This is a genomic window from Amycolatopsis coloradensis (assembly GCF_037997115.1).
Taxonomy (GTDB): Bacteria; Actinomycetota; Actinomycetes; order Mycobacteriales; family Pseudonocardiaceae; genus Amycolatopsis; species Amycolatopsis coloradensis_A.
Genome location: NZ_CP150484.1, coordinates 7,369,340 through 7,382,877, shown reverse-complemented (window position 1 = coordinate 7,382,877; position 13,538 = coordinate 7,369,340). Strand labels below are relative to the sequence as shown.

Sequence of the window (13,538 nt, the reverse complement as noted above, 5' to 3'; positions counted from 1 at the left end):
GAGGAAACGGCGTGAAAGAGGATTCGGCGAAACAGCGCATCCTGCGAGCCGCGGAGGCGCTCTTCGCCGAATCCGGTTTCGACGCCACGCCCACTTCGCGGATCGCGGAGCGGGCGGGCGTGCCGAAAGGCCTGGTGCACTACTACTTCCGGCGTAAGTCGGATCTGCTGGCCGCGCTGGTCGCCGAACTGCCCGACGCCCGGATCGAACCGGCCGTCGTGGTCGTCCCCGGCGACCTCGCGGGCAGTCTTCGCGGCCTCGTCGTCGAACTGGACAGGCGGTTCAACCGGTCCTTGGCGCTGTCACACCTGTTGTGGCGCGAGGCCGACACGCACCGCGCGGTCCGCGACGCGCTGGCCGAACGCTTCCAGCAACTCGTCCGGCAGGTGAAGGCCGTGATCGTCGCCGCGACGGGCGGCAAGGTCGCCATCGCCGACGTCGATTCGGCGTCGGGACTGCTCGCGCGGGCGGTCAGCCACCGTCACGCGACAGCACGGCACACCGAGGACGGGGACCCCGCCGAGATAGACCGCGAGGTCCTCTTCATCGCCTCAGCGTTGACGCGAGGTCAGTGACCGTCCTTCGCGGGCTCGACCAGTTCCACGAGCACACCACCGGCGTCCTTGGGGTGCACGAAGTTCACCCGGCTGTTGGATGTCCCCCGCTTCGCCTCGTCGTAGAGCAGCCGCAGTCCCTGCGCGCGCAGCGCCGCCGCGGCGGCGTCCACATCGGACACTCGATACGCCAGCTGCTGCAGCCCGGGGCCGCTCTTCGCGAGGAACTTGCCGATCGCGGAATCGTCGCGCAGCGGCGCGAGGAGCTGGATCGCGGTCGCGGTCCCCGCGGTGCCCGGCGCGCGCAGCATCGCCTCGCGGATGCCCTGCTCCTCGTTGACCTCCTCGTGCGCGACCTCCAGGCCGAAATGCTCGGTGTGGAAGGCGATCGCGGCGTCGAGGTCGGGTACCGCGATGCCGACGTGGTCGATGGCGGTCACGAACGGTTTCAGCGCCTGGTTCATGCAGAGCAGGATAGGTGCGCGAGCGAGTGGACCGGCGTGCGCCGCCTCACACTGGCTCCATCAAGAGACCCGCGACCCGGGTATGGTCGCGAAGACCCCCTTTGCCCTTGCGCCGATGCTTGGAGGACGCCGTGTCCGGTTCCGTGATCCTGGGTGCCGCCCGTACGCCGATCGGGCGATTGCTCGGTTCCCTGAAGGATTTCTCGGGCGCGCAACTTGGCGGATTCGCCATCAAGGCGGCGCTGGAGCAGGCCGGCGTCTCGCCGGACGCGGTCCAGTACACGATCATGGGCCAGGTGCTCACCGCGGGCGCCGGCCAGATCCCGGCCCGTCAGGCCGCGGTCGCCGCCGGTATCCCGATGAGCGTCCCGGCGCTGACCATCAACAAGGTCTGTCTCTCCGGCCTCGACGCCATCGCGCTGGCCGACCAGCTCATCCGCGCGGGTGAGTTCGACCTGATCGTGGCGGGCGGCCAGGAGTCGATGACCCAGTCGCCGCACCTGCTGCCGAAGTCCCGCGCGGGCTTCAAGTACGGCGACACCACGCTCGTCGACCACATGGCGTACGACGGCCTGTTCTGCGCCTTCGACCAGGTCGCCATGGGCTCGTCGACGGAGAAGTACAACAGCCGCTACGGCATCACCCGTGAGCAGCAGGACGAGTTCTCCGCGCGGTCGCACCAGCGCGCCGCCGCCGCCATCGCCGAGGGCCGGTTCAACGTCGAGATCGCGCCGGTGTCGATCCCGCAGCGCAAGGGCGACCCGATCGTCTTCTCGCAGGACGAGGGCGTCCGCGCCGACACCACCGCCGAAAGCCTCGCGAAGCTGCGTCCCGCCTTCGCCTCCGACGGCACCATCACCGCAGGCTCGGCGTCGCAGATCTCCGACGGCGCGGCCGCGGTCATCGTCGCGAGCAAGGCCAAGGCCGAGGAACTGGGCCTGACCGCGCTCGCCGAGATCGGCGCGCACGGCGTGGTCGCCGGTCCGGACGCCAGCCTGCACGAGCAGCCGTCGAACGCGATCCTGGCCGCGCTGGCCAAGGAGAAGCTGACCGCCGACGCGCTCGACCTCGTCGAGATCAACGAGGCGTTCGCCGCCGTCGGCCTGGTCTCCGCCGACAAGCTCGGGCTCGACCCGGAGAAGGTGAACGTCGACGGCGGCGCCATCGCGCTCGGTCACCCGATCGGCGCGTCCGGCGCGCGGCTCGCCGTGCACCTGGTCCACGAGCTCCGCCGTCGCGGCGGCGGGCTCGGCGCGGCCGCCCTCTGCGGTGGTGGCGGCCAGGGCGACGCGCTGCTGCTTCGCGTTCCGTAAGCCCTTGCCGGTACAGCTGGACATCGACGAACTGGTCGGTCGCGCGCGGGACGGCGTCCCCCGCGCGATCGCCCGGTTGCTGTCGCTGGTCGAGGACGCTCATCCGCGGTTGCCCGAGGTCGCGGCGAAGCTGACGCCGTACACCGGCAACGCGCGGGTCGTCGGCCTGACCGGCCCGCCCGGTGTCGGTAAGTCGACATCGACGTCCGCGCTGCTCACGGCCCTGCGGGCGCGGAGCCTGCGGGTCGGGGTGCTGGCGATCGACCCGTCGTCGCCGTTCTCCGGCGGCGCGCTGCTCGGCGACCGGATCCGGATGACCGAACACGCCACCGATCCGGGCGTCTTCATCCGTTCGATGGCCACGCGCGGTCATCTCGGCGGGCTGTCGTGGGCGACGCCGCAGGCGGTCCGGGTCCTCGACGCGGCCGGGTTCGACGTCGTGCTGATCGAGACCGTCGGCGTCGGTCAGTCCGAAGTGGACGTCGTGAAACTGGCCGACACCACGGTGGTCCTGCTCGCGCCGGGGATGGGCGACGGGATCCAGGCGGCCAAGGCGGGCGTGCTGGAGATCGCGGACGTGTTCGTGGTCAACAAGGCCGACCGCGAGGGCGCGGACGCCACCGTGCACGACCTCAAGCAAATGATCTCCTTGGTGCGCAGGGAGATCCGCGGTCCGAGCTGGCGTCAGCCGATCGTGCGAACGGTGGCCTCGCGGGGCGAAGGGGTCGAGGACGTCGTCCGCGCGCTCGACGAACACCACGACTGGCTGGTCCGGCGCGACGAACTGCCCCGCCGCCGTGCGGCGCGGGCCCGGGACGAGGTCGAGGCGATCGCCGTGCAGCGGCTGCGCGCGGAACTCGTCGACCTGCGCTCCGGCGACCGGCTCACCGAATTGGCCGAACGCGTGGTCGCGCGGAAACTCGACCCGTTCGCGGCGGCCGAAGAACTCATCGGAGATCTTCGCGGCTCGTGAGTGGTAAGGACGGTTCTAACCGTCCTTACCAGGTTCGTCAGCGAGGCCTACCGCGAAGGCGATCCGGNGTGCTCTTCCGATCTGTCCTTACCACTCACGAGGTTGTTGGTGCAGCAGCGGTCAGAATTCGACGTACATCTTGATGTCACCGAAATCGCTGTCGAGATTGTCCAGATGGGCGATCGCGTCCTCTTTCCAGACCTCGAGCTGGTTCGTCTCGCCGTAGGTGAGCTGCTCGCCGTCGGCCACCTTGTGGGCGTACTTCGTGATCGTGACGGTCTGGCCCCGGCAGAACTCCACGCGCTCCAGGAACCTGTCGGCCATGTCGGGATCGAAGACGCGGCCCATCCGGACGTAGCCGTTGTTGATGTGCTCCTCGCAGTAGAAGTGCGCCGCGGCCGAGGCGATCCACTCGGTCAGCGACGGTTCGCGAGGCGGCCACGTCTCCCGTACGTGCGACTTGATCTCCCTGGCGAGTCGGACGACCCGGCGCCGTTCGAGATCGGTCAGCCCGTCCTCCTTGCGGAAGTCGAGGATCATGTCGTCGACGACCTTGGCGAGCCTGAGCATGCGCGGCTTGTCGAGTTCGGCCGGTTTCTCCGGCGGCAGCCCGGCCATGACCCTCTCGTGCACGAGGACGTACTGCGTGTACGCGTACAGGAAGGTCAAGGCGTTCAGCTGCCATTGGTGTCGTTCGGCGATCTCCACGGCTTCGACCCTAATCGCGGACCTACTTCCGGACCTGTGTGAGCGCCGGGGATTCACCCTATGCTCTCTTCTTCGTCCACGGCTGGGAGGCAGGAACCGTGCAGAGGATCGCGAAGGTCTTTGTGGCAGTGCTGGGGGCAGGGCTGATGCTCGCGGCCGGCACCGGAACGGCGTCGGCGGAGGGCGCGCCACCGAAGGTCACGAAGGGGCCGTGCCAGTACACGCAGACCCCGGATGAGCCTGCCGCGCGGCCGGTCCCGCTGCCGCCGGACCCCCGGCGCACGCCGGACCGGGGCAAGGTCCCGGTGCAGCTGAAGACCAACCAGGGCAAGATCGACCTGACGCTCGATCGGGCGAAGGCGCCGTGCACGGTGCAGAGCTTCCTGCACCTGGCGAAGCACCGTTTCTACGACCGCACGACGTGTCACCGGCTGACCGCGTACCCGACCTTGAAGGTGCTGCAGTGCGGTGACCCGAGCGGTACCGGCGAGGGCGGCCCCGGCTACAAGTACAAGGACGAGCTGCCCGTGGGCCTGCCGCCCGCGCCGACCGACCCGACCGGCGAGCGCAAGGTGTACGCGCGTGGCGTCCTCGCGATGGCCAACGCGGGTCCGGCGACCAACGGAAGCCAGTTCTTCGTCGTGTACGGCGACTCCGCGCTGCGCCCGAACTACACGATCTTCGGCACCGTGGGTCACGAAGGCCTCGAAACCCTCGACGACGTCGCCGCCGGTGGCATCAAGCCGACCCCGGAGAACCCCGCCCCGGTCGACGGCGCCCCCGTCCTGAAGACCGACATCCTCCGGGCGCGCCCCTGGTTCTGCTGACCCCCTTATGCATTTCGTCCTCTGAATGCGGTGGTTCGTCGGACGTACTACCGCATTCAGAGGACGAAATGCGGGGAGTCAGGTGACTTCGAAGATGGCCTCGCGCAAGGCTTGGGTGGCGCCGCCGAAAGCGTGCTTCGCGGCGGCGCCGTACCCGATGATGAGCCCTTCGCGCCGAGGCTCGCCGATCCAGTACTCGCTGAGCCCTTCGAGCCCGATGGCGCGGCGGCGGCAGGCGGCCAGCACCTCCATCTCCCTCGGAAGCTCGCCGGGGAACTGGAGCACCAAATGCAGCCCGGCCGAGATCCCCTGCGGCAGCACGGAATCCGGCAGGGCCGCGAGCAGCTTGTCGCGCCGGGACCGGTATTCGACGCGGCAGCGGCGGATGTGCTGGTCGTAGGCGCCCGATTCGATCAGTTCGGCCATCGCCAGCTGGTCCAGCAGCGCGGGCCGCGCCCCGCTCTCGGCCAGCGCCGCGCGCACCGGCTCGACCAGGAACCGCGGCAGCACCATCCAGCCCAGGCGCAGCGACGGCGCGAGCGTCTTGCTCGTCGTGCCCACGTACACGACCCGTTCGGGAGCCAGCGCCTGTAACGCGCCGACCTGCTGATGGTCGAAGCGGAATTCGCCGTCGTAGTCGTCTTCGATCACGACGGCACCGGTTTCCTCCGCCCAGCGGGTGAGTTCGGCCCGCCGCCGCGGCGCGAGGGTGACGCCGAGCGGGTACTGGTGCGCCGGAGTGACCACCACCGCCGGACTGTCCAAAGCGGACACCGTGATCCCGTGGTCGTCGACGGGCACGCCGACCACGCGGGGACCGTTGGCGGCGGCGATGCTCCGGTAGATGTGCAGCGACGGGTTCTCGAACGCGATCTCGTCCGCGCCGCGCGCGTGCAGGACCCGCGCCAGTACCGCGATCGCGTGCGAGAACCCGGAACACACCAGGATGCGGGCGGGGTCGGCGATCACGCCGCGGCTGCGGGCCAGATACGCGGCGAGCGTTTCCCTCAGCTCCGGGGCACCGGACTCGGCCGTGTAGTCGAACGCCGACATCGGCGCCTTGTGCAGTGCCCGCCGGGTCGCCGCGAGCCAGGCGGAGCGGGGGAACGCGGACAGGTTCGGCCTGCCGGGGCGCAGGTCCCAGCGCGGCGCCGGGTCGCGGGGGACGGGCCGCGGCGGTGACGCGGGCAGCGCGCCCGCCGTCGCGACGCGGGTCGGCGCGCCCTGCGTGGTCCGCAGGTATCCCTCGGCGGCGAGGTCGGAGTACACCCTGGTGACCGTTCCCCTGGCCACGCCGAGGTCCTGCGCCAGTGCCCTGGTGGAGGGCACCGCGGCGCCCGCCTGCCAGCGTCCCTCCCGGATGGCCGCGCGGATCGCCGCGGCGAGCCCGCTCCGGCCGCTTTCGGGACGCCAGTCCAGATGGACGTCTATTCCCGAACTGGACCACGATTCCGCCATGAGACTGGACCATACTCGTGGGCCAGTCGCCGCTAGATTCGACGGCATGACCGAGCGAATCCATGTGGGCAAGCGAGTGCCCGAGATCTACCAGGCCATGGCGAAACTGCAGGCCGAAGTCGAGAAGGCGGCCGCCAACGCCGGTGTCGACCAGAAGATCCTCGAACTGGTGAAGATGCGGTCGTCGCAGATCAACCACTGCGCGTTCTGCCTCGACATGCACTCCCACGACGCGCTGCAGATGGGTGAGTCGCCGCGGCGGCTGTTCGTGCTGCAGGGCTGGCGCGAGACCGAACTGTTCACCGAGCAGGAGCGCGCCGCGCTCGCGCTCACCGAGGCGATCACGAACGTGGCGACCCTGCACGACGTCCCGGACGACGTCTACGAAGAGGCCACCCGCGTCTTCACCGAGGAGCAGTACCGCGCCATCGTCTGGGAGGCCATCGCGATCAACAGCTGGAACCGGATGTGCGTGACCAGCCACGCGCCGCTGCCCGAGCGCGCCGAATGACGGCGGCACGGCTGCGGGAACTGCACGTCGCGGGTACTCCGCTGCTCCTGCCGAACGCGTGGGACGCCGACAGCGCGCGGCTCGTGGAAGCCGCCGGGTTCCCTGTCGTGGCGACGAGTTCCTTCGCCGTGGCCAAGGTCCTCGGGTACGAGGACGGGGAGGACGCGCCCGCCGCCGAGATGTTCGCGGCGGCGGCGCGGATCGCGCGGGCGGTCTCGGTTCCGGTGACCGTCGACGTGGAAGGCGGGTACGGGCTCGAAGCGAGTGAACTCGCGGAGAGGCTGGCCGAGGCGGGTGCCGTCGGCTGCAACTACGAGGACACCGATCACGCTTCAGGCGGGGTACGTCCGCTGGAGGCACAGGCGGAACGGGTCGCGGAGTTGCGCGAGGCCGCCGGGGACGCGCTGGTGATCAACGCCCGCGTCGACGTCTTCCTCGGCGCGTCCGAGGAACGAGCGGTACTGGACGACGCGATCTTGCGGGCCAATGCGTATTTCGAGGCCGGGGCGGACTGCGTCTATCCGATCCTGGTGAAGTCGCCGGAGGTACTCGGCGGGTTCGTGAAGGCGGTCGCGCCGGGAGCGGTCAACGCCGCTCCGATGCCAGGAGGCCCCGATCTCTCCGCGCTCACCGCACTGGGGGTGGCGCGGATCTCGCTGGGCACCGGGCTGTGGAAGTCGGTCCGCGCCGATCTCCGCGCGAAGCTGGCCGAACTGACGGCGGGAAAGCTGCCGTATTAGGGGAATGGGAACCGGGACGGTGCGGCCGGGGGCGTTGGATGCCGGCCGCACCGCCCCGGCGACTAGTGGGCGATCGCCTTTTCGGCGCCCGCACCGGTGAGCGAGCGGACCTCCATCTCGGCGTACTTCTTCTGGTTGTGCTCCTTGGACAGCACGGTGCCGAGCCAGCCGAGGAAGAACGCCACGGGAATCGAGACGAGGCCCGGGTTGTCCAGCGGGAACCAGTGGAAGTCGACGCCCTGGATCATCGAGGCGCTCTTCCCGGTCTTCGGGTCGACGGGCTTACCCGAGACCGCCGGCGAGAAGACGATCAGGACGACGCACACGCTCAGGCCGCCGTAGATGCTCCACAGCGCGCCCTGGGTGTTGAACCGCTTCCAGAACAGCGAGTACAGGATCGTCGGCAGGTTCGCCGACGCCGCCACCGCGAACGCGAGCGCCACCAGGAACGCGATGTTCTGCCCGTTGGCGAGGATGCCGCCGAGGATCGCGACCGCGCCGATCACCAGCGCGGTGATCCGGGCGACCTTCACCTCCGAATCCGGGGACGCCTTGCCCTTCTTGATCACGCTGGCGTAGACGTCGTGCGCGAACGACGCCGACGCCGTGATCGTCAGTCCCGCGACCACCGCGAGGATCGTCGCGAAGGCGATCGCCGCGATCAGGCCCAGCAGGACCGGCCCGCCGAGTTCCAGTGCCAGCAGCGGTGCCGCCGAGTTGACGCCACCCGGCGCGGCCTTGATCTTGTCCGCGCCGACCAGCGCGCCGGCGCCGTAGCCGAGCACCAGGGTGAACAGGTAGAAGACGCCGATCAGCGCGATCGCCCAGACCACGGAACGACGGGCTTCCTTCGCGGTCGGCACGGTGTAGAAGCGCATCAAGACGTGCGGCAGGCCGGCGGTACCGAGGACCAGCGCGATGCCCAGCGACAGGAAGTCGAGCTTCGTCGTACCGGTCTTGCCGTACTGGTTACCCGGCCCGAGCAGCGCCTCACCGGCGCTGCCCGCCCTGTCCACCGCGCCCTGCAGCAGCGCGGAAAGGTTGAAGCCGTACATGCCCAGCACCCACAGCGTCATCGCGAGCGCGCCGGCGATGAGCAGCGCCGCCTTGATGATCTGGACCCAGGTGGTGCCCTTCATCCCGCCGATGAGCACGTAGGCGATCATGATGATGCCGACGATCACGATGATCGCGGCCTGCCCGGCCTTGCTCTCGATCCCGAGCAGCAGCGCGACGAGGCCACCGGCCCCCGCCATCTGCGCCAGCAGGTAGAAGAACGAGACGGCCAGCGTGGACGTCGCCGCCGCGGCCCGCACCGGACGCTGCTTCATCCGGAACGCCAGCACGTCACCCATGGTGAACTTGCCGGTGTTGCGCAGCAGTTCGGCGACCAGCAGCAAGGCGACCAGCCACGCCACCAGGAAGCCGATGGAGTAAAGGAATCCGTCGTAGCCGTAGACGGCGATCGCGCCCGCGATCCCGAGGAACGACGCGGCGGACAGGTAGTCACCCGCGATGGCGACGCCGTTCTGCGGGCCGGTGAACGCGCGGCCGGCGGCGTAGTAGTCCGACGCCGTCTTCGTGTTGCGGCTCGCCCGGAACACGACGAACAGCGTGACCACCACGAACAGGCCGAAGATGGTGATGTTGAGTACGGGGCTGCTGCCCTCGACTCCGGCGGCGAGGGTCATTTGGTCTCACTCTCGATGTCCGTGCGGATCTTCTCCGCGATGGGGTCGAGTTTCTTGTTCGCGTAGCGGACGTAGAGCCCGGTGATCACGAAGGTCGAAACGAACTGCAGCAGACCGAAGACGAGGCCGACGTTGATGTTCCCGACCAGCTTCGTGCTCATGAAGCCGTGCGCGTAGTCGGCGAGCAGCACGTAGAGCAGGTACCAGAGGAGGAACAGCGCCGAGACGGGGAACACGAACCGGCGCAACCGAGCCCGCAGTTCCTTGAACTCCGCGCTGTCATGGGCTTTGTCCCAGTCCGTTTCCGGCGGACTGGGAGCGTTCGTTTCGGTACTCATCGTGCTCTCCTCGCACCGCGAATGTGTTCCGCGACACGTTAAGGAGAGGTCAAGGAGACCGGAACCTTCAGCGGTTCAAACGTCTGCCGAGACGACGAACGGTCGACGAACGGTAGTCCGACCACGACGAGGGGGTTTCGGCTGTGCGATCGTCCAAGTGCAGCCGCAGCATGGCGGCCGTCGACCAGGCGGGAGGCCTGCCCCGCCAGGAAACCACGATCATTACTCCGAATGCCAGCGGAACCGACCAAGGTGCGGGCTGCGACACGAGAATCGCGGGCAGACCGCTCAGGCTGGGGACGAACAAGGCCACGAGGATCGAGCCCGAAGACGCGACGAGCCCGGCGAGGACGCCGCTGATCGCGCCCGCGGCGGTCAGCCGGTTCCACCAGATGCCGAGCACCAGCAACGGGCAGAATGTGGACGCGGCCACGGTGAAGCCCCAGGTGACGAGGACGCCCGCGTCCAATCTGGCCGACGGCAGCGCGAGCAGGACCATCACCGCCGCCGCCCCGAGGACCGACCAGCGCAGTCTCCGCAGGCCGCCGGGCGCCAGGTCGTGCGCGACCGCGCCGGAGATCACCAGCAGCAGCCCGAGTGACGTCGCCAGGAAAGCCGCGAACGCGCCCGCCGTCAGCAATCCGGTGAACAACGAGCCCGCCCAGCCGTCGTCGATCTGCGCCGGCAGCGCGACGACGACCGTGTCCGTCGCGCCCGAGACGTACAGCTCGGGCACCAGCACGCGGCCGAAGACGCCGTAAACCCCCGGGAACAGGTAGAAGACGCCGAGCAGGGCGACGGTGATCGCCGCGGTCCGGCGGGCGGCGCGGCCGTCCGGGCTGGTGTGGAAGCGCATCAGGACGTGCGGCAGGCCCATGGTGCCGAGCATGGTGGCGATCAGGATCGCCCACGTGCCGAGCAGCGGATAACCCTGATCGCCGAGGTCGAGCAGCGGCCGTTGCCAGTCCGGCCCGCCCAGCGGGGCACCGCCCCGGACGGCGGGAACCGGCGTGCCCTCGGCGAATTCCAGCGTTTCCCCGCTCCTGGCCACCAGTTCTCCCGGCGGCACCACGTGCTTTTCCGGGGTGAGCAGGGTGGTCGGCTCGCGCAGGGTCAGCGTCACGTCGATCTCGAAGGACAGCTGGGTGTCGCGGGCGAAGTGAGTGAATTCCACCGGGTGCACCGAAGCCGACCGTTCCTCCGGGGAGACCTGGGAGACCAGCCAGATCGCGGGGATGATGAACAGCAGCAGTTTCAACACGAACTGGAACGCCTGGACGTAGGTCGCCGCGCGCATGCCGCCGAGTGCCAGTGTCGCGCTGACGGCGGTGCCCGCGATGACGACGCCGACCCAGTACGGCGTGCCGCCGACGGCGGTCAGCACGAGCCCCGCGGTGCGGAACTGCGGGACCAGGTAAAGGGTTCCGATCACGAGGACGACGACGGCGGCCAGACGGCGCAGGGCGGGGGAAGCGAGCCGCGCCTCGGCGAAGTCCGGGACGGTGAGCGCGCCGGAGCGCCGCATCGGCGCCGCGACGAGCACGAGCATCGCGATGTACCCGGCGGTGAATCCGACCGGGTACCAGAGCGCGCCGATGCCGTCCTTCACCACCAGGCCCGCGACGCCGAGGAACGACGCCGCGGACAGGTATTCGCCGGAGACCGCGGCGGAGTTGACCAGCGGCGAGATCCGGCGCGAGGCGACGAGGAAATCCGACGTCGTGCGCATGGCCGCGACCCCGCGCAACCCGATCAGCAGGGTGACCAGCACGACCGGGGCCACCGAGAGCGCCGCGACCACTACTCGTCCTCGATCTTTTCCGCCCGGCGCAACTGCCACCACGACAGCAGTGCCATCGCCGGGTACGGGAGGATCGCGATCATCAGCCAGGACAGCGGGATACCCAGCAGCCGCACCGAATCCAGCCCGGGGAACACCCCGAAGACCAGGGGGAGCCCGAACACCAGCCCGAACATCCCGGCCAGCGCGGGAATCCCTCGGCGGCGCTGGGCCCGGTAGAGTGCGTCCGCGCGTTCTGCGTCGCCCGCGGCCAGCCGGGGGACCCGCCAACGTCCGCGCGAACGGCGCCGCGAATGCGCGAGCCGGGTCTGCGGGCTGGTGACGGCGACCCGTTTGACACGGCTCACGAGCGGCTTCCCCGGCCCAGTTCGCCGCGCTGCGCGGCGGCGAGCAGCCGGTCGCGCAGGTCGCGCGCGTGGCGGCGGCTCACCGGCACGTCACCCGCTTCGGTATGCGCCAACAGCCCGCCGGTCGTGTCGCTGCGCAGTTCGAGTACGGCGTCCACGGCGAGCAGGAAACCCCGGTGCACGCGGGTGAATCCCGTTCCCTCCCAATACTCTTCGAGCCGGGAGATGGGCATCCGCGTGACGTGGACGCCGGATTTCGTGTGCAGCCGGACATAGTCGCCGTGCGCCTCGACGAACTGGACGTCGTCGCGGCGGACGTACCGCGTGCGCCCGCCGGATTCCACCGGCAGCGCGGACATCGCGTCCGGCGCGGGTTTCGGCTCGTCGGGCTGGTTGCCCGCCATCCTGACCACTTTGGACAGTGCGGCGGACAGCCGTTCCGCGCGGACCGGTTTGAGCAGGTAGTCGACCGCGCCGATCCCGTACGCGGCCACGGCGTGCCCGTCGTGCGCGGTGACGAACACGATCACCGGCGGTTCGCTGAGCCGCGCCAGCAGCGAGGCGAGCTCGAGCCCGTCGAGGCCGGGCATGGAGATGTCGAGGAAGACGGCATCGAAATGACTGCCCTGCAACAGTTTGAGCGCGTTGACGGCGTCACCGGCGGCGACCACCTCGGCGACTTCCGGTGCCTCGCGCAGCAGGCTGCACAGCTCGTCGAGAGCGGGCGGGACGTCGTCGACCGCCAGCACCCGCAGCCCGTTCGTCACGGCAGCACCCCCGGCTGGAATCGGGGCACGCGCACCACGACCCTGGTACCCGCGCCGGCCTCGGTCTCGACCGTCAGGCCGTACCACGGCCCGTAGACGCTGCGCAGCCTTCTGTCCACATTGGCCAGTCCGACGCCGCCGTCGTCACCGCGCCCGGCCAGGATCGCCGCCGCGCGTGCGGGGTCCATGCCGACACCGTCGTCCTCGACGCTGATCACGCAGTCGTTCCCTTCCGCCATTCCCTGAACCTGGATGAACCCCGCCTCGGCGCGTGGCTCGATCCCGTGCCGGATCGCGTTCTCCACCAGCGGTTCCAGCACGAGGTACGGCACCGCGACGGCCAGCACCTCCGGCGCGACGCGCACCTGCACCCGCAGCCGCTCGCCGAGTACCGCGCGCTGCAGGGCCAGATACGTCTCGATGGCGCGGAACTCCTCGGCGACCATCGTGTACTCGCCGTGGCGGGCGAGGCTGTAGCGGGTGTACTCGGCGAAGTCGAGCATCAGATCGCGGGCGCGGTCCGGGTCGGAGCGGACCAGCGAGGAGATCACGGTGAGCGCGTTGTAGACGAAATGCGGCGAGATCTCGGCCCGCAGCGCGCGCAGTTCGGCCTCCGCGGCCTGCTCGGCGGAGGCTTCCAGCCTGCCGCGTTCGAGCGCGTGGACGACGAGTTCGGCGGCCTGGCGGGCGAGGGCGTTCTTGCCATCGGCGACCAGGAGGACGCCGGCCAGTTCGTCGTGGACGTGCAGGGGCAGCGCCAGCAGCCCGGGCTCGGACACCGGCGTCTCGGAGTGGAGGACCTCGTCGAGCGCCGCGATCACGACGTCGTCGGCGGCCGGTCTGCCCGACCAGATCAGCGAGCCGGAGAGGTCGGTCAGCCCGAGGCCGGGAACGTCGAACAGCCGCCGGAGGCCATGCGCCGCGTGGCGGGCGCGGGGCCCGGCCAGACCGTCCATGAGATCGTCGGAGACACGCTGGGCGGCGGCGAGCACCGGCACCGGATCCGCGCTCGCGGCGGGACGCCAGGGCAGACGGGTGGTCATCCG

At 69.9% G+C, this 13,538-nt stretch carries 15 protein-coding genes; 6 read left to right on the top strand and 9 right to left on the bottom strand.

The window, feature by feature from the left end:
* Window positions 1–11 precede the first annotated feature (11 nt).
* The gene (locus tag LCL61_RS34365; protein ID WP_125673592.1) at window positions 12–575 is read left to right on the top strand and encodes a TetR/AcrR family transcriptional regulator; all 564 of its coding nucleotides are present in this window, start codon (window positions 12–14) and stop codon (window positions 573–575) included.
* Here the strand turns inward: LCL61_RS34365 and mce are convergent.
* Complete coding sequence (gene mce / locus LCL61_RS34360) at window positions 569–1,018, bottom strand: methylmalonyl-CoA epimerase (RefSeq protein WP_340683599.1); 450 nt, start codon at window positions 1,016–1,018, stop codon at window positions 569–571. The genes LCL61_RS34365 and mce overlap by 7 nt on opposite strands.
* 131 nt (window positions 1,019–1,149) lie before the next feature.
* Between mce and LCL61_RS34355 the strand changes: the two genes are divergently transcribed.
* Both LCL61_RS34355 and meaB read left to right on the top strand, forming a co-directional pair.
* A complete protein-coding gene (locus tag LCL61_RS34355; RefSeq protein WP_340683598.1) occupies window positions 1,150–2,331 on the top strand; it encodes an acetyl-CoA C-acetyltransferase in 1,182 nt (393 codons plus the stop codon).
* Window positions 2,332–2,335: 4 nt separating this feature from the next.
* Entirely contained in the window at window positions 2,336–3,304 is a 969-nt protein-coding gene (meaB, locus tag LCL61_RS34350; protein WP_340683597.1) for a methylmalonyl Co-A mutase-associated GTPase MeaB, read from the top strand.
* A gap of 120 nt (window positions 3,305–3,424) precedes the next feature.
* Here meaB and LCL61_RS34345 read toward each other — a convergent pair whose 3' ends face one another.
* A complete protein-coding gene (locus LCL61_RS34345) occupies window positions 3,425–4,012 on the bottom strand; it encodes a hypothetical protein (protein ID WP_340683596.1) in 588 nt (195 codons plus the stop codon).
* Between the two features lie 146 nt (window positions 4,013–4,158).
* Here LCL61_RS34345 and LCL61_RS34340 point away from each other — a divergent pair, with 146 nt between their 5' ends.
* Window positions 4,159–4,839, top strand: a complete 681-nt coding sequence (locus tag LCL61_RS34340; protein WP_091598803.1) for a peptidylprolyl isomerase — start codon at window positions 4,159–4,161, stop codon at window positions 4,837–4,839.
* A 78-nt stretch (window positions 4,840–4,917) separates the two neighbouring features.
* Here LCL61_RS34340 and LCL61_RS34335 read toward each other — a convergent pair whose 3' ends face one another.
* A complete protein-coding gene (locus LCL61_RS34335; RefSeq protein ID WP_340683595.1) occupies window positions 4,918–6,297 on the bottom strand; it encodes a PLP-dependent aminotransferase family protein in 1,380 nt (459 codons plus the stop codon).
* A gap of 46 nt (window positions 6,298–6,343) precedes the next feature.
* Between LCL61_RS34335 and LCL61_RS34330 the strand changes: the two genes are divergently transcribed.
* Window positions 6,344–6,808 carry a carboxymuconolactone decarboxylase family protein gene (locus tag LCL61_RS34330; protein WP_016336647.1) on the top strand — a complete coding sequence of 155 codons (465 nt, stop codon included), beginning with the start codon at window positions 6,344–6,346 and terminating at the stop codon, window positions 6,806–6,808.
* On the top strand, window positions 6,805–7,548 hold the full coding sequence (locus tag LCL61_RS34325; RefSeq protein WP_340683594.1) for an isocitrate lyase/phosphoenolpyruvate mutase family protein: 744 nt from the start codon (window positions 6,805–6,807) through the stop codon (window positions 7,546–7,548). The genes LCL61_RS34330 and LCL61_RS34325 overlap by 4 nt, the downstream gene beginning before the upstream one ends.
* Window positions 7,549–7,610: 62 nt before the next feature.
* Here the strand turns inward: LCL61_RS34325 and LCL61_RS34320 are convergent, their stop codons facing one another.
* The 6 genes from LCL61_RS34320 to LCL61_RS34295 form a co-directional block, all read right to left on the bottom strand.
* Window positions 7,611–9,239 (bottom strand): cation acetate symporter, encoded by a 1,629-nt coding sequence (locus LCL61_RS34320; protein WP_340683593.1) that lies wholly within the window; start codon window positions 9,237–9,239, stop codon window positions 7,611–7,613.
* A complete protein-coding gene (locus LCL61_RS34315) occupies window positions 9,236–9,577 on the bottom strand; it encodes a DUF485 domain-containing protein (protein ID WP_340683592.1) in 342 nt (113 codons plus the stop codon). Before LCL61_RS34315 ends, LCL61_RS34320 begins: the two co-directional genes overlap by 4 nt.
* Before the next feature lie 67 nt (window positions 9,578–9,644).
* Window positions 9,645–11,378 carry a cation acetate symporter gene (locus LCL61_RS34310; protein WP_340683591.1) on the bottom strand — a complete coding sequence of 578 codons (1,734 nt, stop codon included), beginning with the start codon at window positions 11,376–11,378 and terminating at the stop codon, window positions 9,645–9,647.
* Window positions 11,378–11,725, bottom strand: coding sequence for a hypothetical protein (locus LCL61_RS34305; RefSeq protein ID WP_257484726.1), 348 nt, complete (start codon window positions 11,723–11,725; stop codon window positions 11,378–11,380). The genes LCL61_RS34310 and LCL61_RS34305 overlap by 1 nt, the downstream gene beginning before the upstream one ends.
* Window positions 11,722–12,492, bottom strand: coding sequence for a LytTR family DNA-binding domain-containing protein (locus LCL61_RS34300; protein WP_340683590.1), 771 nt, complete (start codon window positions 12,490–12,492; stop codon window positions 11,722–11,724). The genes LCL61_RS34305 and LCL61_RS34300 overlap by 4 nt, the downstream gene beginning before the upstream one ends.
* Window positions 12,489–13,535: a sensor histidine kinase gene (locus tag LCL61_RS34295; RefSeq protein WP_340683589.1), complete on the bottom strand. Its 1,047-nt coding sequence runs from the start codon at window positions 13,533–13,535 to the stop codon at window positions 12,489–12,491. The genes LCL61_RS34300 and LCL61_RS34295 overlap by 4 nt, the downstream gene beginning before the upstream one ends.
* Between the last annotated feature and the right edge of the window lie 3 nt (window positions 13,536–13,538).

Excerpts from the sequence above, each read along its gene's own strand:
- LCL61_RS34315 (WP_340683592.1), bottom strand. The coding sequence starts at position 9,577 with ATGAGTACCGAAACGAACGCTCCCAGTCCGCCGGAAACGGACTGGGAC.
- LCL61_RS34330 (WP_016336647.1), top strand. The coding sequence starts at position 6,344 with ATGACCGAGCGAATCCATGTGGGCAAGCGAGTGCCCGAGATCTACCAG.
- mce (WP_340683599.1), bottom strand. The coding sequence starts at position 1,018 with ATGAACCAGGCGCTGAAACCGTTCGTGACCGCCATCGACCACGTCGGC.
- LCL61_RS34320 (WP_340683593.1), bottom strand. The coding sequence starts at position 9,239 with ATGACCCTCGCCGCCGGAGTCGAGGGCAGCAGCCCCGTACTCAACATC.
- LCL61_RS34340 (WP_091598803.1), top strand. The coding sequence starts at position 4,159 with ATGCTCGCGGCCGGCACCGGAACGGCGTCGGCGGAGGGCGCGCCACCG.
- LCL61_RS34325 (WP_340683594.1), top strand. The coding sequence starts at position 6,805 with ATGACGGCGGCACGGCTGCGGGAACTGCACGTCGCGGGTACTCCGCTG.
- LCL61_RS34295 (WP_340683589.1), bottom strand. The coding sequence starts at position 13,535 with ATGACCACCCGTCTGCCCTGGCGTCCCGCCGCGAGCGCGGATCCGGTG.
- LCL61_RS34335 (WP_340683595.1), bottom strand. The coding sequence starts at position 6,297 with ATGGCGGAATCGTGGTCCAGTTCGGGAATAGACGTCCATCTGGACTGG.